The organism is Rhodopirellula baltica SH 1 (assembly GCF_000196115.1).
Taxonomy (GTDB): Bacteria; Planctomycetota; Planctomycetia; order Pirellulales; family Pirellulaceae; genus Rhodopirellula; species Rhodopirellula baltica.
In genome coordinates this window covers 7001557-7021645 of the sequence record NC_005027.1, presented here as the reverse complement: position 1 = coordinate 7021645, position 20089 = coordinate 7001557, and the positions used below count along the sequence as shown (strand labels likewise).

Below are 20089 nucleotides of genomic sequence, written 5' to 3'. Positions count from 1 at the left end.
GGCGTGACTACTTCACCATTCGTTGCGGTCTAACGTTCCTGGATGAATCATGCTTGCCACAGAGACACACAGAGCACAGAGGTTTTGGCTACAAAGTCGATCTTTCTTTGTGGCCTCTGTGCCTTTGTGGCCGAACAAATGCGGTGCAAGACGACAGTTGGCTGAGTTTTGAGGCCCCGCTACCACCGATTGTTCCATCGCGTGTGCGGAAACTAGCGACCGGTCCGACCAAGCCAAGTTGGTAACCGCCATGCGGCGAGACAAATTTTCAATTACCGGAACAGCGTTTCAACCGAGAATTTGATCTCGTAGTCGTCGCAGACACGAAAGGCGACCGAACCGCTCACGTCTTCGGTTTGATAGCCACCATCCTCTTGGCGTCGATCGAGAACGACCGTTTTGTCTTGCGGGTCAACGATGAGATAGGCTTCGATGCCATGCTGATGATAGAGACGCCGCTTGTAACCCAAGTCGTTTTTTCGCGTGGATTCCGAGAGCACTTCGATAGCGACTGCGGGAGCCTTCTCCAGATGCCGTTCGGGTGGATCGCCGCAGACAACCATCACGTCCGGTCGCACAACGGTATCGTCACTGACGATCCAATCGAGCTCCACGACCGCTCTCGCGTCGCAACCCGCATCTTGAATCGCGTTTCGAAGCAATCCTGCAAGTTCGGTCAACGCAAGCTGATGTCGACCAAATGGGCTGGGGCTCATCGCGATCGCAATCCCCTCCCACAATTCCCAGTCACCCTTCCAGTGCTGATAGTCGCTTGCGGTGTAGTGCGGCGAAGACTCGTATGCACTCGACATATTTGATTCCTAGTAAATGCGTCCCCTCAACCGGTCGGCTCTTACGAAGATGGCAAACAAGCAGAGCCGGTCCGACTGCCCACTGAGCCAACTCTCGCATTCTAACAACGATTCCGTTCGAGCGAGAGACGCGAGAAAACACTTGTGATTCTCGCAACCAGTCAATCCCACCAGGCGATCAAGCGGTCAGTGCGAGCCGACTGCAGTAGAAAACGCCAACCGCCAGGATCAATCCGGCACGCAGATACGGCCACGGCAGCTTTCCGATTCGGCTGTCCTTGCGGATCAGACTGCCGCCGAAACGTTGCAACAGAATTCCGACCAGCGTCAGGCTGCTGGCAATCCCAGCGGCGAACAAGCCGATCACGGCGTAGGCTGCGACTGGCGATCCAGTCGACATGCTGGTGAAGTAGGCCGCCAAGGCCGAAGGACAGGGAAGCAGCCCAAACGCAACGCCAAGCAGAGCACTCATCGAGTAGCTCGATCGTTTCGACACCGGCTCAGCATCGCAACTTGTGTGCTGATGCGACTTGCAACCACACGCCATCGGCTTCGCCCGCCAAGCTGACCACAGCATCCAAACCCCGACACACATCACCAACGCCGCGCTGATCCACTGCAGCGATTGCGTGACCACTTCATCGTCGTGATGGTGTGCGCCCGAAACCAGATGATGTGTCAGGTGCACCGCCATCGCGATCGCGATCAACGAAACGGAGTGAGCCAGCCCGCTCGAAATCCCCATCACGATCGGGTGCCAGAAACTTCGACGCTCACCGGATAGATAAACCAACATCGCGGTCTTGCCATGCCCCGGTTCCAAGGCGTGCAACGCACCAAGGAAGAACGCAAGTCCAAGCGTCAGTTCATGAGAATGTGTGTGCATGATTTTCTCGCCTAGTGCTTACAAGGACGTTCTTCGAGACCGCTAACAAGTTGGAGCTTCCGACCGACTTCCCAATCCTTCGAAACCGCCGTCATTTCAACGACCGACTTGGTTCCTGAAACGCAAAGGATGGCTTTCCAAGGACGAACCTGTTTCCGAATTCCAACAACGCATAGTTCTTGGTCCAACATGACCACGTCGATCGGAAACCGCATGAAACAAGTGTGCAGTGACGAACAAGGCGTGATCAACAATCCGGTATCTGCGGGCAACGGCGATCGGAACTGCAAGCCTTTGAATCGCTGCCAGAAGGTGTCGGCGACTTCGACTTTGTTCAACAAAACTTCGTGGGTGGTCGCGTCAATCAAGTGTTTCATCCTCCACCGCCTGTCAACGAATCGACGATTCGCAATAGCTGAGTGAAGAATGGACCGAGGGGCCAAACGAATAGGCCTGGCAAGAAACAAACCACCAGCGGGATGACTCGTTTGGTCGCAAGTGATTGTGCGAACGCCATCGACTTTTCACGACGCTCGGCTCGGACATCTTCGGCTTGCAATCGCAACGTTTCCGAAACGCTGGCTCCCATTTGTTCGGACTGGATCATCGCGGCGGTGAATCGAGTGAGCGGTGGAACGTCCAACCGGCCCGCCAATCTGCGAAACGCAACGCTCCGTCGCATGCCACCCAGCAAGTCGCGTTGAAAACCGCGGCATGCGCTGGCCAGCACTCGGTCGGGACGTTGAGTCCGCTGCCAACGATCCAAGGCCGCATCAAATCCGAGGCCTCCTTCGGAGAGCGTCGCCCAGAGATCCATCGCAAGCGGCAGATCACGCGACACCTGCAACACTCGGGCACGACGTGATGCACGCACCACCAGGATTGGCAAGGAAGCAAGGATGATGGCGATCAACCAAGGCGAAACAATGACCACGGGCGCGAGCATGCCGGACAACCCACCCGGCACGGATTCAATGCCTTCCAGAAAAACTTGCTGCAACCCGGACCAGCGAAACAACAACGCACAGAAGATACCGCTGACCAACATCAGGATCGTCGCGGCAACCAACAGTGTCCCCGCCGCTGGTGTGCTGTATCCGGCCAGCATCATACGACGACGAAGCCAACTGATTTGGCTTTCCTCGACTTCAGATGATTCCGTCCGCGTCACGTCCCGTTGCAAACGGTCCAACGCCTCACCACGCCGTTGGTACCTTCGCCAAACGGAATAGCAAACGAGGATGATGCCCAACCAAAGGGCAACGACGATCGTGACTCGCAACGATACGCTCATGATCGTCCCTCTTCGCCCCCGTTGGGGTCGGGCTCACCGGAACGCTCGTGTACCGAGGGTGCGCTACGCGACCCCCGGCTACCTTCTATCACCGCTTCGCAGTCATGCCGCTGCACCGATCCCGAAGGGATCGAAGACGGTAGCCGTGGGTCGCGGAGCGAACCCACGGTCAACGCGCCCCAAAACGGATTTCGACCCCGGAGGGGTCGTGGATGGTAGCCGTTGGTCGCGAAGCGCACCCACGGATAACGCAGCATCACGGTCGATCGAACATTGGCCCCTCGATGGGCGAGAAGATTTTCATTCATCGCTCACGCCTTTGGCCGACTGATCGCGTTCATCCAAATAATTCCGACGGCCTGCAGCACGATCGTCGCTGCGATGGCGGCCGATCCAAGTGAACTGCTGGCGAACTCCTTCATCCACTCCGGCCGATCCAGCCACAACACCAAAGCAACAAAGTAGATCAGCAACAAAACCGCGATCGTCGAAAATTGGCTTTGTGCGATGTTGCTGCGAATTCGACGAGCCACCTCCTGCCGGTCTCGAGCGACCCGTGCGACGGAAGCCAGCACCGGAGCGAGCGAACCACCTGTCTCCCAGTGAACGCTCATCGTCGTGGAAAACAATTCCATCGCATCAATGGGCATCCGGCGGGCCAGTTCACGGAAGACGCTGCTTCCTGAATCGCCCAATTGGATGCGTCGCACGCACCAATGAATTTGATCTCGCAAAGGCGATGCCGTCACCTCCGATGCAGCCGCCAACGCCGCCGACGCTCCAGCCCCACTGCGCAACATCGGGATCATCATGTCCAGCAGATCAATCAATTGACGTTCGATTCGACTGAGTCGCCAAGCGTACCAACCCGATTCGAGCTGAGCCAACAACAACGCGATGACGACTCCGATCGCCGCCACGATCGACAACGGAATGGAGGTCAACAGGCCAAGCGTCAACGAAACCAACGCGCCAATGACGAAGGGGACAAAACGAAGCGGATGCGAGAGTGGTTGAATGATTTGTCGACGGTCCGCGCGTGCCGAGCTCGCATCGATCGGCAACGGATCGCTTGTTTGAGAAAGCAAAGCGATGCTGTCACCGAGCCGATTGCCTGCCGTCGCACCAGCCAACGAACGACGCAGAGTCAGCGTCGCACCGGCGAGCACGAACGAGGTGACAGCCAGAATGAGGAGGACCGTCATGACGCTGAACCACCCCCGGTCTCAAACCAAGTCGTCGGCACCTCGATCGCGCGAGCGTGCAACTTCTCGACCAAGCGAGGCACCGTGCCCGTCGCAACATGAGTTCCTTGCAAACGTTTGCCTTTCCGGCCCGAAACATTGAACCGAAAGATCTGTTGTAGCTGCGGCGTGTTGCCTTCCAACCCCACCAATTCGTCCACCGATTCGACACGTCGCACCCCGTCCTCGTAGCGACGAACGTGAAAGATCAGGTCAATCGCCGAAACAATCTGCTCGCGAATTGCGGTCGGCGGCAACTCCATGCCGCTCATCAACACCATCGTCGACAAACGTGAGATCGCATCGCGCGGGCTGTTCGCGTGGACCGTTGTCAACGAACCATCGTGCCCCGTGTTCATCGCTTGCAGCATGTCCAGCGTCTCGCCGGCACGAACTTCGCCGACGATGATACGATCGGGTCGCATTCGCAACGCGTTGACGACCAAGTCACGGGCCGCGATCGCTCCTCGCCCTTCGACGTTCGCCGGTCGCGTTTCCATGCGGACAACATGCAATTGATCCAAAACCAATTCCGCCGCGTCTTCGATCGTTACCACGCGTTCGTCGTCTGGAATGCTCTCGCAGATCGCACCCAGAAAGGTACTCTTGCCGCTGCCCGTTCCTCCACTGATCAGGATGTTCAGTCGGGATCGCACTGCGACGGAAAAGAATTCCGCCATCGTTGGATTGAACATCCCCAGTCGCTGCAATTCTTCCGCTCGCAGCCGACGTCGGCCAAAGCGACGAATCGAAAGCGTTGGTCCATCCAAGGTCACCGGAGGCAGTGTTGCGTTGACGCGGCTGCCATCGGGAAGCCGTGCATCCACCATCGGCTGCGACTCATCGATTCGGCGTCCCACGCGAGTCGCGATCCGCTGAATGATTCGCGTCAGGTGATCGTCATCGCGAAACTCAACTTCGGTCAACTCAAGTTTGCCGTAGCGTTCCACAAAAACATGATGCGGACCGTTGACCAAAATGTCGGTGACCGATGGATCGGCCATCAGCGGTGCCAGCGGCCCCAGCCCGAGCGTTTCCTCCAACAAGTCGTCCGCCAGACGTGAACGTTCCGAATCGTTCAGCGGCAACTGCTCGGTCTCGGCAATCTCAGCTACGAACGCATCGACTTCCTCTTTGAGCTGTTCGTTGTTGGCGGTCAACAGACCGCGTCGGTCGAGATCATCGAGCAACTGACCGTGCAATCGTCCCTTGACCGTCACCGCTCGCCCGCGACGTGCCGGGTCGCTGGCTTGCTTCGCCGTGTCTTCGGTGAGTCGTTCTGGTTGCGGTTTGCTGGTCGTCAACCGAGTCGGGCGGCCAACCTTGCCCAGTCGCGATCGTAGATTGGATTCATCCATGGCAGTCACCCCGCCGCTATCGGCGAGGCCTCCTCCTTGGATGAAGTTGAACTTGGCTGGACAACCGTTGGCGTGACGACGGATGTGTCCGTGCCAACACGACGTAGCAATTCATCCGCCAGCTTTCGCATCGCTCCGCCGACACCCCACCAACTACGCGTCGAGACGACCGGTCGGCCCAGGTTCGCGGCTTCCAAAACACGGCGGTCATACTTGATCACCGCAGTGACTGGTTCCCCGAGTTGCTCCGCCACTTCGGCCGCCGACAAACTGCCCGCACAACTTTGGAACCGATTCAGGATCAACGAGCGGCGATCTCGGCGAACGTCCAATTGGTCCAGCGTCTTCAGCATCGCCGCGGTGCCCGTCAGTGTGGGCACGACGTTCTCCGTCACCACCGCAACGTGCTCCGCTCGATCAAAAATCGCGAGCGTTGTGGCATCCAACAAAGGGAACGAATCGACGATCACCAAATCGAACGCCGACTTGGCCACTCCCAAAATGATTGACATGCACGTGTCGTCCACTTCCGACGCGTCCGCCGGTGTCGGAGGTGCACTCAAGACGTGCAAGCCAGACTCATGCCGCGTGGTGACTTCACGCAACATCGTCGCATCCAATCGATCTCGCATCGCAGCCACATCGGCGATCGTCATCTCCGGTGTCAGATCCAACAACGATGCCGCCACTCCCAATTGCAACGAAGCATCGACCAACAGCACTCGTTGATTCGTCGACGCCGCCCAGTGAACGGCGGTGTTGATCGCGATCGTTGATTTCCCAACGCCTCCCTTGGTACTGGCGACCGCCAACAACCTTCCGCGACGTCCTGATTCGGGACGAGATCGAGCGACGCGTCGGATCACACCGGCAAGCTCTCCAGCACTGGCTGGACGCCGCAGGAAATCACGAAACCCAATCCGAACGGCTTCCACCAGCAGTCCATCGCTGGGGTCAGCATCATCATCCAAAATGCCGATGATCGGGCAAGTGATTTGATGCACTTCGATTGCATGTTGCCAGACATCCAGCGACTCACGCGAACCCGACAATTCGACAAGCAACAAGTCCGGTGCATCGTGCCGCATATTGTGGATTGCGGACGAAGGATCGACGCAGAAATCAACTGCATGATCGCCTTCGAGAGCCGAGGTGGCGGCTTCCAATTCAATCTCAAGCGAGTCCGATTGAACAAGAGCAAGGAACTTGGTCATGGCGTGCCTCCGTGAATTTGTTGGCTGCGAACAAGGACGGGAGCGTGCAACAGACGTTTACGAATCAGTGGCGTTGTTGCCAGCGAACGGTTTGTTTCAACGATCTCACGACTCGCGTCCAAAGATCGTGCACGCAACGTGTCCCAAGCAAGCTGTAAGTTTGACGAAGCATTGATGGTCGTCGGATTGATTTCCGCGAGGGAAAGTGGCGTGGCGTTGTTGATGCCATCGAAGCGAATCGTCGTGAACGCTACGACATACCAAGGGCCCGTCGAATCAGGTATCTGTTTTGCGATCGGCAGAAACCAGTCGGTCATCAGTGGATCGCGTACGATCACAGGAGGAGACTCCGTCGCTATCGCTCCGATGTCGAACGGCTCCTCAACGGAAAGCAGTGAATTGAACGGGTAAGTGGGGGAGTCAAGATCTGCGACGCGGACTGCGGCGGTCGTAGCGGTCATGATTCCTTGTTCGCGATCTGTATGCGTGCCAACGTGGACAACAGGCTGTAGTCTTGCAATCGACTCACTACGCACTGCGATACCGCAGCCTTTCAACCCAAAGTCGAGTAGCGAGCCGCGACTCCAAAGATAGGTCAGTCGCTCGGCCGAAGTGCCTCCGGCGAGATCGTCTTCGCCAGTCCGACGGAGACGCACCAAAACCGAATTCGCAACGTCGAAATCGGTTGGCTCAAACATTTTGCCTCGTCCGTATCCAACAGGTTGGCCTGGCAACGGGTTCAACTGAAATTCCTTCCAACATTCAGTGTTTTCACGACAATCACAGTACTTACCGAGCACGATGTCGCCTTCGAGATCGTTGTCGACATTCGGATCCAGCATCGGACGAACCGGATCGCCGAGCGTGTCTCGATTGATCGTTTGGGAACTTTCAGGCTTGCCACTTCCGCCGAGGTTGTAGCCATCTTCGAGTTCGATGCGATGCGGCCCCCAACTCTCCGACATCTCTGCGGCACGGTCGACGACGGCGATACGCGTCGTCGTTTGATTAGCCCCCATCGCCAATTGCCACCCACCTTCCAATGAAGCCGCATCCGAAACCGACTGCATGTGAGCTTGAGTGAGCCGAGCCATTCCGATATCGATCAGCAGCCCCGCAATCGCGAACAACGCAAACAGCAAGATCACGATCAAAATCAACACCGCTCCACCCCGAGTTTCTTTGACCCCTCCAGGGTCAAACACGCGAGTTGGTCGACGTCCCGGGGGTGCGCTACGCGCCCCCCGGCTACCCTCTGTCACCGCTCCGCGGTGGGTTGAACTCGAGCAATGAACCGCTCCGCAGCGCTCCCACCTCAACGATCCCGAAGGGATCAAAGACGGTAGCCGTGGGTCGCGAAGCGCACCCACGGATCGTGCGCCCCCAAACAACGCGCGACCCCGGAGGGGTCGAAGACATCCACCCCTCGCACCCCCGCACGACGACAACCAATTCGCCCCACAACTTCGGATGCATTTACCGCCTTCCCACATCATTCCTGCCCCCGGAACAATTGGGATTGCGACGATCCACCGACATAAATATCGGTTTGCTTCGTGTCCGCGAGCGGATCGAATCGCATCGCGGCCACTCGGCCGGCGGGTTGCCGTTCGGAGACAAGATCCGTTGAATCAACTCGACCTGAACGGACCGTTGCCCTCAAGTTCGATCCCACCGCGACGGCGTATTCCAAATGAGCGACTTGCTCGGGGCGGACCGCAACGATCAACTTCGCCGAGGGAGAATCCTTGGTGTCCTTTGATTTCCCGGCCGTTGGGTTGCCTGGTGATCGAGTCGGCATCATGACGATGACGTCGTCCGCAATCGGTTCCACGCTGGTCCGCTGAGCATCGGTGAGCGTCACATTGGCAAAGCCACCACGACTGCCGCCACGTGGTTCATCGGCCGTCCGGCTCGCTACCAGATCCAGGTGCTGACCGAACTCGAATGCATCACCACCGATGAGCCCCTCGGTATCTAAAAAGAACAAAACCCTTCCAGGAGGCGTTGCACCGGAAAGCCCCGCCATCGTACCGACGGGCATCAAGTCACCTTCTTGGATTGGCACGGTCGCGGGAAGATCGTGACGAGGGATGCGTCCCACCAGCTTCGACAAATCGGTGATCCAATTGGATTGGCTCGCCGTCTCCGCGGGCACTTGAATCGTTCGCACGTAGGCCGTCGCTGGATCTTCAAAACTGGTCGGCCGAATCGTTTGATAGGCCAACAAAGTCTGACCTGGGATCGGAACGGCAACCATGCCTTCGGGAACGTTGTTCGACGGTTCATCCGTGTCCGGTCGTCCGCTGCGGACCAAAACGTTGACCGTTGCTCCCAACTCCAACGCGGACGTCACTGCGGAAACGTCTTCCGCGGCAACGGCCAACACGACTTCTTCGACCGGCACGCTCAACAATCGCTTGCCCTGCGAAAGCGAAGCCGATGTCTCGGTGCTGACGCGTTTGATCACCGGTGTCAGCACAACCGCTTGGCGTGCGACCAACCTGGCCGTTGTCTCTTTGTCTTGATCGCGATTCGAACGCCCTGAATCAGCGATCAACTCCGCACCCGGCAACTGGCTGCCGGTCGAGAACTCAAAGCGGCTGAGTTTTTGCAGCGGGATGTTGGCCACCAGATCGATCTGTTCCCCCATGCTGATGCGATGCACGCCCGCCAGTTGTGCGGCTTCCAACGTCATCGCTCGCATGCCCGGCGGAGTCGCACCGGCCAAACCAGCCGGCGTTCCACGCTCGAAGAAGTTGGCTTCCGCGAATGCGAAGCCCGACGATTTATCGCTCTTGACGACTCGACCGATGATGTCGGTCGCTTGCGTGAACGCACCGCCGACCTTCACCAACTGACGACTGGTGACGACCGATCCATCCTTGAGCTGCAACACAATCGCATCGTCGGTTCGCTGTGCCAGTTGAATTCGTTTTTCGATCAACTCGCCATTGCCATCCACGATCGTTGCATTCATGCCGCCGAGTGACGTCAGTGGGATTTCAATCCCATGGATGCCGCCCGTACGTGGATCGACCAAGTCGCTGCGAGTAACTTTGCTGTAGGCCGGAATCGTTTGCCAATTCATCGGCAACGAAATGGAATCGGGCCGGGTCTCTTCGACACTCCAAAACGCGAGTCGTTCCATGGGGACACCAGATGCCCACAACGAAGCGATCACGCCACCGCCGAGAACCATGACGACCAGCAGCAACGCCAGCAGGATTTTGATTGCCCCGAAGGATGATTTTTGTTTTCGCATGATGGACTGTTGGCTTCACAGTGGGATAGGCTTCCAGCCTGTCAATCGCGAATGACAGGCTGGACGCCTATCCCACATTCATGGAGTCAACGTTTCCTCGGAATCTTCGATGGAGGGTAAAAACACTTCCCTGCGAAAAATGGCGTGCGACACGAGCACTCGTCGGTACGGACGAATTCCGATCGCATCGCCTGTCAATTCGGGGCTGGTCATCGCTCCATGAATGCCAAGCCCATACTTACCCCCGTAAGTTCCTGCGTAGACCGACTCGCCAAGAGAATTCTCAAACACGAGCGGTTTGCTATCGAGCAGCGTGCCCTTCATTGCTTCTGGGTTGAGCGATTCAACCGCGTCGTCGTTGGCTGCATTTGGGTCCCCAGCGTTTAATTCAAACGCACCGCGATCCCGATAGCTGCTCAACCAAGTCGACTGGGCAGGGTAGTGAACACGAAGTGCCACGACGCCCCTGGGTGGTTCTGGATCAAGTGGATCAGCAGGAATCGCCGGTTCATTGGTCAACGAGAATGGATCTGGGTTCGCCCCGGAGTCGTCGCCGGGCAATTCTTCCGTGTCGATTTCCTCGACCACACACACCCAACGAATCCGCTCGGCATCGTCGTCCGCGGCATCTTTTCTCTCGACAACGAGCGGGATCTGAACGACATATTCATCTGCGACATAGTCGGGATACTCGATCCCCGACTCATCGGGATCGCCTTCGGAGCGTTTCAACAACGCACCAGGATATCGCATCAACCGAATTGGCGGAGTGGCTTCGTCGTTGTCGTGATCACATACGTCAAGCGAATAAAGAACCGCTAGCTGCTGATTCAACAGCGGCATACGAGGCACAACGTCTTGGAAAAAATTGTAGTCAGGATCCTCTTCTTCCAGTTCGTCCAGATCGATCACCAACCAGCGATCGTCATAGACTCGCTGGCGGACAATTTTTTGCTCAAGTGCATTTTCAAACGTCTCATCAAATGGCAGCGGCGTTTGTGAAAGCTCACGTGCGCCCACGTTGGCCGCTTGTTGAATCTGTCCCGCTGCGTAAATCCAGATTCCAAACGTGATCGCGCCACCGACGAGCATGTACAGCACCAACGCGACGAGCCCAAACTCGACGAGTGCTTGACCGGATCGATTGTGGCGGCGACTTCGCATCAATTCTCGCTCATCAACATGGAAACGATCATCTTTGAATCAAACGAGGAAGTGAACGAAACCGACGTAGCCCACGAACCCCGCCGCAATGGCCGGCACATAGGCGTAATCACGCTGGCCGCGAAGCATCGCGATGAGCGAGAGCACGCCACCGGTGATGGCCATTCCAAACAAAACAATCAAAATTCCAACGGGCCCGACCAACATGGCGAGCGCGATGATGAGTTTGCCATCGCCACCACCCAGCTTCGCGAATCGAAACAAGGCAGACGCAATCACAAGTCCAACGACTCCGCCGGCCAACACCCAAACGATCGAAAGCCCCAGCCAACCCAGCAAGGAACTGACAATCGCTACGACACCGATCAACACCGAGATCCAATCGGGAATCTCTCGAGTGCGGAGATCATGCAAACTGGCCCAAACCAGCAAGCAAGCGATCATCGATGCGATCAACAAAAACATCCGAAACCACCAAGTGGCATAGGCTTCTAGCCTCTGAGACAGGACACACAGGCTGGAAGCCTATGCACTCAAAAAACAAAGAAACCACTCGCGGTGAGCTAGGCTCGCCGCGAGTGGACGAAGCTTCTGACGAGAAGCTAAATAGACCTACGGTGCTTCAACGACCAATCCGCCGAACCCTTCGGCAGTACCTGCCCCAAGAACGTTATTTCCCAACCGACCGGTACCACTCGCTGCAAGGATTGCATCTGCGTCTAGTTCAATTGCGTCTCCGGCGGCACCTTCGCTAGTTTCGATCAACGCACCGCTAGTGATTGCAGCGTTATCGCCTGCATGAGACCCAGGCAAAACGGCTGCTGTTGCGGAGATCAAATCGCTGGTCTTGTGACCGAACACCGAGATAGCCGCGGCACAAATCAAAGCCACACCGGCGATGATCAAACCATACTCAACCAGGCCTTGACCCTTCTTGTTCTTAAACAACTTACGCATCTTGTTTTCCTTTGAGAAAACGGGTTTCAGAGAAATGTTTTGCCGCCTGACCAAAGGTTCCGCATGACCAATGCAGGCATGTGCGGCGGCGACGAACAATCCGCACACGTTGTTTTGTTAGCGGAACGGCGCGAGCCGTCCGGTGCAGTGACTCTTTCACGGATGGCTTTTGCGTTTCCGCTGCTGAATCGATTTGTCTTGTACAAGGAGCCCCACCGCGCGAAGCACAACCGATCTGGTTTGGTCGGACCGTTTGACCGATCGCACCGCCGCGCGGCGGGACGTATTGGGTCGTGAGTCCAGTTGGATTGACGCGCACCGATCAACGGTGAACACCAAAACAAATGAGGTGGAGAAAAGTTCGAGATGCAAGCTGCCATGCGCGGACGACAGGCTGGAAGCCTATCCCACGGATGGAGTGCAAAACCTAGGCGGAGATCGCCGGTGGCCCGCGAGGCTGCGGGATCGAAAGAAGGGTCGCCAACAAGGGGCGAACAGCCGGGACGCTGGTGAGTTCCGAAACAAACTCAGTTGGAAGAACGACCACCAAGTCCCAAGTCACACCGACAGGGCTCGCCAATGATTGGCAAATCCCGCAGCTATCGTGATCGTGAGGGGTGTTTGAATCTTGCGAGTGAGGAACCGTTTCCGAAGCATCTTTGGTCGATGCGTCTGATTCCGTCACATGGTGATGACACCCATGCGGACAAACAAAAACCGCATCGTTCGCCTTGTCATTCGCATGCGAATGCGATCCGCTATCACAGGTGGCCACATGCAACCAAGCCGGAGCGTGACCGAGAACGATCAGGCTGCAGAGCAGGCTAGCGACGAGGGGCCGGAACAGCGAAGTCATGGAAGCGACGTTCGATTCAGAGAGAGTTTTAGATTGTGGCAAAGTGGTCCGACCAAAGACGATTGCTGCCTAGTACGATGACTACAACCGATTCGTTCGTCAAGTTGAACATCGAAAACTTCGGGATTTCAACATATTTGTCCGACACGATCCTTCGTTATCACATCGGGCCGTCGTCTCGGATCGGACGCTCACCGTTGCTCTCTGCCCTTCCGTCAGTGCTTGGCTGCAACCGGTGATCAATCGCCGATGACAAACAAGCAGTGCAGCACATTGGCCTTGTTCATAAAATACGCGTGCCCATTGGCAACGACGGGGCTGGCGTATTCACAAATCGCTTTGTCAGCACGCCACGCGACATGAGGTTTGCCATTTTCGATTTGCGAAAGATCCAAACAGCAGTTTGACTGCGCGTCGCCATCGCCAGCAAACTCCGGCAAACGAGCACCAATCAGCAGCAAATCACCGGCCAAAGTCGGCGAGGGCACTGAGTTGCCCTCCAAGCCATCGAGCGACCACAACACGTCGCCATTGGATGCGTCATAGCCGGTCACGCTTCCTCCGCTGCTGACTATCAACTGCTCCACGCCGTTGACTTCAGCGACAATGGGTGACGACCAGGACTTCGATGATTCACGCTCGACCGTCCACGACGACTTGCCCGTCCGCTTCTCGATTGCGGTCAAGAAAGACGGTCCACCATGTTCCAAATTGAGAAACAAATGGGTGGCGTTTTGGGCCAGCGAAGCTCCCACACCGTGCGAATTGTCGAACTTGCCAGTCGACTTGGATACATCGCGAGCCCAAAGCAATTTGCCTTGCAAATCGACAGCGAACAAGTCTCCCGTTTCGAAGAAGGCATACACACCTTCATCGTCCACCACCGGCGTAGGTGCGGCGCGAGCGTTCATGTAATTGGATGGATGCCGGTGCGTGGATTCTTTTGTAAAACTCCAACGAAGAACCCCCGTCGCCAGATCGTGACACTGGACCAAGCAGGATTCCGACATCGAGCCTTTGACGCTGGTTGTGTAGACCGCGTCCTCGTGAACGATCGGTGCCGACTGCCCATATCCATCGAGCTCACGCTGCCAAGCGATCCCTGAATCCTCGGACCAATTCGTCGGAAGCGAGGCGGTTCCATGCGAGGAACCACCGCCCCGAAAGGAAGTCCACTCGGCATGCGAATCGCTTGTCAGAACCAAGGTGAATGGCAAAACGCAGAGCGTCACCATCGCGAAAAATGGGTTGGTCCGAATCATTGAAATCCTTTTTGCATCGTTGAAGCTGGGCGGGCAAATCGCACCGCGTGAAAGTTGGTTTGGCGAACGGTGCTGTGCCGCCAGAGGTCTCAACTTCGCGACGCCATCACCTGGCAGCCCGAAACCCGATCCCAACCTTGCCAGGCGTGATTCGCGTTCAGGCGAAAGCCTGCGTGCGAGTCGCTGTGCCGCAAAAAATGCAGAAGAAATGGGTCGGAACATGACAGCCGCAAGAAAGCGAAGAGGTCGACGAAGTCGTGTCAGGTGGTCCGACCAAGGACAAGGCAAGAGTTTCGGTACGATTGCGACCGGAGCGATATTCGTCAACCGTTTCGCCAGAAATTATGTGTCCGGTTTCCCAACCAGGCCCCGTATTTAGCGAGGATCAAAATCAAACGGCCGGAGGCTGCGAACCTTTTCGATTGACAAGCCGTAACGTCGCGAGAACAATTATTGCATCCTTGGTCGGACCGTTGATTCATGCCTGAATCAATCTGCAGTGGATTCAGGCTTCTTCCGCTTTTCAACGTTGGCAACCGACCCTTGGCGTCGTTTCGGATCCTCACCGTCTACCTCACACTGGCTGCCTTGCTGTTTGGCAATGTCGCAGGTTGGGTTCACGTTGGATGCTCGTCGCACCAATCGGGTTGCTGCGTTTCGCACTGCGACTTGTCAGCACGATTGCATGACGAATCGCATGGCCAAACGCACGCCAGCCACACGCACGATCACGGTGAGCACGGCTGTTGCCACCACGCTCACACCAGCGCGGACGAACACGAAACAACCTGTCAAAGCGACGCAAGTTGCGCTTCGACCGAGTCAGAATCGGATCAGCCGTCCGAGCCACATGACTCGAATCGTTGTTCGATTTGCCAGAGTTTCTCTGCGTCGCGTCATGCCGTCTTTCTTTGGGATACCACGGTTCAGCTGGAACCGTTGACCGCCAACCGCGACGTGACGATTGCGGAAAACGCATTTGTCCCGCAAGCGACTTGCCATCTTCATCGGGTACGGGGTCCGCCCAGCGTCTGACGCTGCGCGATTGTTTTCCCTGTTTCGCTTCCGTACCCGAGGCGCGTTTCCATGGCAGTTGTCCATGAAATGCCTAGGTCCGTGAGTTGGTTGTCTCGTGTGATGACAACCGACTTTTGTCCCTGGGCAAATCGTTTTGTTTATTGGCTCAAAGAACCCATCGGTTGGTTCGTTCTCGCAACCGCAATCAGCGTGATCGTTGGTCTGTACCTCAGCCCAATCGGCTGGGTCCTAGCCGCATCGTTGACCGCGATCATCGTTGTCGGCATGGCGTGGCCTTTGGTCGCCGTGTACGTCACCACATGTGAGTTGCGTCCCGAGGCGGACTCCGTTCACGAGGGCGATGCATGCCGAATGCTGGTCGCCGTCCGCCACCGACTTCCCATTCCCGTTTGGGGATTGGCCGTCGAAGGCTACCTGGACTGCGAAGGCGATGAAGCGGTTCCCACCGTTGGACTCGCGTGCGTCGCACCGTTGTGTGTCAGTGAATATGGAATCACCGTCCATCCGTCGCTGCGAGGTCACTACCCCATTCAATTGCCACAAGTGGCTTGTTCCTTTCCATTTGGAATTTGGACGGCGCGTCGCAACTTGACGACGATGAAGTCGCTCACCGTCTGGCCCAAGGTTTATCCGGTGCAGGGCGTGTGCCCCATCATCGGACTGACCAGCACCGATCAGGGCGACGGCAATCGCGGCGGTCGCAGCGGAGACTTCATTGGAGTACGCAACTATCGACGTGGCGACTCAGCGAAACACATCAACTGGGTCGCATCCGCCAAAGTGGACTCATTGGTCGTGACGGAACGTGGTGGCCCGCAGTCGGTTGAACTCGATGTCTTCATCGACACCACGTTGCATCCATCCACCGCGATGTCGCTCTCGTGTGACGAACACGCCGGACCAACTGGACGCGAACTGCTGGCCAATCGAATTCGCATGGCCGCCAGCGTCTTGATCAACCTGCAGCAATCCGGTGTCCCGATGCGAGTGACGATTGGTTCGCAAAGCCTGCGACTGGCGAGAGGCAGCCAAGGCAGGCAGCAAATCCTCAACGCTCTCACCGAGATTCCCGCCGATGGAACCGCCGCTGTCGCCCAGCGGAAACGGACCGGCAAGAACGCAAGGATCGAGTTTTCATCCGATCGTTTCGGCAGCGAAATCGTGCAAGTGATCGATCCTCGCGGCGGACGCCGAGCCGGCGGGCGATCGGTAATGAAACAGATCGAATCGTGCGATGCACTGGCCGACCAGATCTTGTGTTTTTGGACGGAGGTGCGTGATGCAGACTCCGCCGCGTAGACGAAGAGAAACCATCCTGCTAGCGATCCTTGCGATCGCCTCCGTGCTGCCGTTGCGATTCTATGTTGAGTCGCGACCTTGGTTCCTGGCGGAATTCGGAACGCTGCTAGCACTCTTTGTTGCCGTGGAACTCGTCAAGACATTCGGTGCGGAATCCGGTAGATCGAAACTCTTGATGAGTTCCGCGACGACGCTGCTCGCGATTGCTCCCATTCTGTTTGCATTCTTCGCTCGATCGTTCGGTTCACCAATCGCGTTTGAGATGTCGACTCTATCGGCCTTTGGTTCGGTCTCGCTAGCCGTCGCGATCGCAGCCAAGACCGACCGCACTCGAGCCATGTCGTTGGTCGCCAGTGGCTTTCTTGTGTTGTTCGCCACCTCCATCTCCGAACATTCGCAAGCGGTTTGGATCGCGGTTGCTTGGATGAGCGTTTGTGTTTGGCACTTGGTCGCCAATCACTGGGAGAAACTCGGTGTCTGCTTGCCTGACTTCGTTCGCCCCACCGTGGGAGTTCGCCCGGCCAGCGTGCTGATAGCGGTCGTTTTGTGCATCGCCGGCGGACAGGCGGTTCGAAATCATGTCGGTCCCGCCAACCGAATGACCAACGGTGTGATGCCCACCAGTGGCGGATCCAAATGGTCGGATCCCGCGGCACGTTCCGGCGTCGGATCCGGCGACGCAGCCATCGCGGCGAAAGACCATGCGGAGTCCTTTGGAGCAGTCGAGTCTGAGATCTTTTTGGAATCCACCGAGTCGTCACTCTTCGACATGGTCAACGAGATGATCGGTGAACCCAAACAGAAAATGAAGTGGGACCGACGCCAAGCGATGGGGAACGAAAACTTCATCCCCATCCACGATCAAGCCGCCAAAAGTGAAAAAGGAGGCTCTTCATTCAGCACCGATCGCATGCCACCGAAGAAGCATCGACACTTTGAAGATGCGAAAGAAAACGCGGTGATTCAGTGGGCTGGCCCGACTGGCATTCGTCTGGCAATGCAACGTTTTGACACCTTCGATGGCGTCGACTGGACCAATTCCGTCGATCGCTCCAACGACAAACTGAGCCAGCGAGAGATCGACCAAAACGTTTGGTTCTTCGATCCCAAGTTGGAATCCAGAGCACTGAGCGACAGCGATCTGGTGACGGTCAACTTGTTGAAAGTCCTGCGTCTGGATTCGACACGGTTCCCCGCGCCGATGATGACGGCGGGACTCCATATCAAGGACGTGAACCGTCAAGACTTCTTCGGGATCGAACACGATGGTTCTTTATTCATGCCCGAACGAGACAAGATCCCGCCGTTGACGGTGGTGAACTTGGCTTCGATCCAAGTGATGGAAGACGAACTGTGGGATCGGCTTCCCGATTGTCAAACCAAATTGGATGCAAGCGAACAGCCAACATCCGATTCCACCCAACACCCTTACCAACAACTACAGGACATCGTCGCTCAATTGCGAACCGAGTTCACTTTCGATCGCAACACACCAACCCAAACCGACAATCCCGTCGAGGAATTTTTGCAAACACGTCGCGGTAGCGATCATCTGTTCGCAACCGTCGCGGCCTTGAAGGCACGTGAGATCGGACTGCAATCTCGATTGGTGACGGGGTTCTATGTTCCGCCAGACGCCTACGACATCTCGGCGGGGCATGCAAACATCACTCCCGAAGACATCCACTTCTGGGTCGAAATCAAGCTCGATGATGGACGGTGGTTTGAATTGGAACCGACGCCCGGATACCAGCAACCCGTTTACACACCCTCGTTGTGGCTGAGCACCAAACGCTTTGCCGCGGCTCATTGGATGCACGGTCTGCTGATGGTTGCACTGGGCGTGGTGACATTCCTCACACGACTGATCTGGATCGATTGGCTACTGACGGCAGTCTGGTCACTTTCGCTGCTGCTGCCTTCTCGAAAACAGCTCGGAATCGCGATGCGAATTGTGGAAACCCGTGCGAGCTTGATCGGCAAGGCTCGCCCGACCGGGAAACCACAACGCGATTGGCTGGAAGCTCTCGTCGTTCGCGATCTGCAAATGCGTGATCACGTCCAACAATTCTGTGACGTCGCCGACCAAGCCATCTTTGGAAACCCCGCACCGATCGATCGTCGCCGACTCAATTCGCTGGTCCGTGCCTTGAATACAAAACAACTGAAATCGATGACAAACGAGACAATGGCATGAGTGTGGCAACCCAACAAGAAGATCGAACACAAACGGCGTTGCAAGCAATACGCGACCAATTGGGAAGCGTCCTGCTGGGCAAATCTGAGCAGATCGAAATGGTCATCGCCTGCTTGCTCGCACAAGGCCACCTGCTGCTGGATGATTTGCCGGGCACGGGCAAGACAACGCTGGCAAAAGCGCTCGCCGATTGCCTCGGTGGACGATTGGCCCGAATCCAGTGCACGCCGGATTTATTGCCAACCGACGTGACGGGATTCAACTTGTTCAATCAAAAGACCCGCGAGTTCGAGTTCCATCCCGGACCGGTCTTCGCTGATGTGCTGTTGGCGGACGAACTGAATCGCACCACGCCTCGGACTCAAAGCGCGTTGCTGGAGGCGATGGCGGAACGGCAGGTCACGATTGATTCGGTACCGCATTCGTTGTCCGAGACCTTTCTCGTCATCGCGACGCAAAACCCGATTGACTCACACGGTGCTTATCCGCTGCCCGAAGCTCAACTGGATCGCTTCACCATCAAACTTCAGATCGGATACCCCGACCGCGAAGCTCAACTTGGAATTCTTGAAAACGCAGCACGAGCCGACAGCGTCAACGAGCGAGCATGCAACACGTTGTCGTTGACGGAACTGATGCAGATTCAACAGCAAGTGCAAACGACATCGGTTCATCCGAAGGTCCAGGGATACTTGGTCGACTTGGTCGAGGCGACTCGCAACGACCCAGCCATCCAGCTGGGAGTGAGCCCGCGAGGCATGCTGCTGTGGCAACGAATTGCCCAAGCCTGGGCGGTGCTCCAAGGACGCGACTTCGTGACACCCAGTGACGTTGCCAAAGTCGCTCGCCCGGTATTGTCGGTGCGATTGCTAACCATGGCGGACGACTCCGATTCGGTGATCGATCGAATCATGACCCAAGTTCCCGCGCCGGAGTACAAGTGATGACTCAAAAGCCCAAGCCACTGCAACCTCGCCCCCCCCAGAATTCCTGCGGCTCCACTTCACCCTCCCAAAAGTCGTGCGGTTCCACTTCACCCTCCCCTTGGGAGGGTCGGCCCGCTTCGGGCCGGGGAGGGTTACGCGCTGGACTCAGTGCTGAACCCTCCCCTCGCTTCGCTCGACCCTCCCAGGGGGAGGGTGATGGCAGAACTGCGATCCAACCCCTCGCTTGGTTGCACCACTTTCTCACCCTACAAACCAAAGTGCTTCCCAGCTTCTCCCCTCGCTTCGCTCAACCCTCC

Annotated in this window: 17 protein-coding genes; 3 read left to right on the top strand and 14 right to left on the bottom strand. The window is 56.9% G+C overall.

The genetic code is table 11. The features are described from left to right. Nucleotides 1-272: 272 nt before the first annotated feature. The 14 genes from RB_RS27160 to RB_RS27095 all read right to left on the bottom strand — a co-directional run bounded on the left by RB_RS27160 (nt 273) and on the right by RB_RS27095 (nt 14312). Nucleotides 273-812 carry a Uma2 family endonuclease gene (locus RB_RS27160; RefSeq protein WP_011124030.1) on the bottom strand — a complete coding sequence of 180 codons (540 nt, stop codon included), beginning with the start codon at nt 810-812 and terminating at the stop codon, nt 273-275. Between the two features lie 178 nt (nt 813-990). Further along, nucleotides 991-1698 (bottom strand): HoxN/HupN/NixA family nickel/cobalt transporter, encoded by a 708-nt coding sequence (locus RB_RS27155; RefSeq protein ID WP_011124028.1) that lies wholly within the window; start codon nt 1696-1698, stop codon nt 991-993. A gap of 11 nt (nt 1699-1709) precedes the next feature. Then, nucleotides 1710-2075 (bottom strand): DUF192 domain-containing protein, encoded by a 366-nt coding sequence (locus RB_RS27150; protein ID WP_164922600.1) that lies wholly within the window; start codon nt 2073-2075, stop codon nt 1710-1712. Continuing rightward, nucleotides 2072-2992, bottom strand: coding sequence for a type II secretion system F family protein (locus RB_RS27145; RefSeq protein WP_007334794.1), 921 nt, complete (start codon nt 2990-2992; stop codon nt 2072-2074). Before RB_RS27145 ends, RB_RS27150 begins: the two co-directional genes overlap by 4 nt. Before the next feature lie 311 nt (nt 2993-3303). Continuing rightward, the gene (locus RB_RS27140) at nt 3304-4197 is read right to left on the bottom strand and encodes a type II secretion system F family protein (protein WP_011124026.1); all 894 of its coding nucleotides are present in this window, start codon (nt 4195-4197) and stop codon (nt 3304-3306) included. Further along, nucleotides 4194-5594: a CpaF family protein gene (locus RB_RS27135; protein WP_164922599.1), complete on the bottom strand. Its 1401-nt coding sequence runs from the start codon at nt 5592-5594 to the stop codon at nt 4194-4196. The genes RB_RS27140 and RB_RS27135 overlap by 4 nt, the downstream gene beginning before the upstream one ends. A gap of 5 nt (nt 5595-5599) precedes the next feature. Continuing rightward, nucleotides 5600-6808: an AAA family ATPase gene (locus RB_RS27130; protein WP_011124024.1), complete on the bottom strand. Its 1209-nt coding sequence runs from the start codon at nt 6806-6808 to the stop codon at nt 5600-5602. Beyond that, entirely contained in the window at nt 6805-8013 is a 1209-nt protein-coding gene (locus RB_RS27125; protein ID WP_231846039.1) for a TadE/TadG family type IV pilus assembly protein, read from the bottom strand. The genes RB_RS27130 and RB_RS27125 overlap by 4 nt, the downstream gene beginning before the upstream one ends. Nucleotides 8014-8300: 287 nt before the next feature. Beyond that, nucleotides 8301-10073, bottom strand: coding sequence for a CpaB family protein (locus RB_RS27120; protein WP_011124022.1), 1773 nt, complete (start codon nt 10071-10073; stop codon nt 8301-8303). A 78-nt stretch (nt 10074-10151) separates the two neighbouring features. Next, entirely contained in the window at nt 10152-11237 is a 1086-nt protein-coding gene (locus RB_RS27115) for a TadE/TadG family type IV pilus assembly protein (protein ID WP_164922598.1), read from the bottom strand. A 39-nt stretch (nt 11238-11276) separates the two neighbouring features. After that, a complete protein-coding gene (locus tag RB_RS27110; protein ID WP_011124020.1) occupies nt 11277-11702 on the bottom strand; it encodes an A24 family peptidase in 426 nt (141 codons plus the stop codon). Nucleotides 11703-11849: 147 nt separating this feature from the next. After that, nucleotides 11850-12194, bottom strand: a complete 345-nt coding sequence (locus RB_RS27105) for a Flp family type IVb pilin (RefSeq protein WP_011124019.1) — start codon at nt 12192-12194, stop codon at nt 11850-11852. A 427-nt stretch (nt 12195-12621) separates the two neighbouring features. Further along, entirely contained in the window at nt 12622-13050 is a 429-nt protein-coding gene (locus RB_RS27100; protein ID WP_011124016.1) for a DUF2946 domain-containing protein, read from the bottom strand. Nucleotides 13051-13289: 239 nt separating this feature from the next. Then, nucleotides 13290-14312 carry an outer membrane protein assembly factor BamB family protein gene (locus RB_RS27095; protein WP_231846038.1) on the bottom strand — a complete coding sequence of 341 codons (1023 nt, stop codon included), beginning with the start codon at nt 14310-14312 and terminating at the stop codon, nt 13290-13292. Between the two features lie 1137 nt (nt 14313-15449). Here RB_RS27095 and RB_RS27090 point away from each other — a divergent pair. From RB_RS27090 to RB_RS27080, 3 genes are read left to right on the top strand one after another with little or no spacing between them, the layout of a single operon-like run. Continuing rightward, nucleotides 15450-16649 carry a DUF58 domain-containing protein gene (locus RB_RS27090; RefSeq protein ID WP_164923067.1) on the top strand — a complete coding sequence of 400 codons (1200 nt, stop codon included), beginning with the start codon at nt 15450-15452 and terminating at the stop codon, nt 16647-16649. After that, the gene (locus tag RB_RS27085) at nt 16630-18846 is read left to right on the top strand and encodes a transglutaminase domain-containing protein (protein ID WP_164922594.1); all 2217 of its coding nucleotides are present in this window, start codon (nt 16630-16632) and stop codon (nt 18844-18846) included. The genes RB_RS27090 and RB_RS27085 overlap by 20 nt, the downstream gene beginning before the upstream one ends. Further along, on the top strand, nt 18843-19790 hold the full coding sequence (locus RB_RS27080; protein ID WP_011124010.1) for an AAA family ATPase: 948 nt from the start codon (nt 18843-18845) through the stop codon (nt 19788-19790). Before RB_RS27085 ends, RB_RS27080 begins: the two co-directional genes overlap by 4 nt. The last annotated feature ends 299 nt before the right edge of the window (nt 19791-20089 follow it).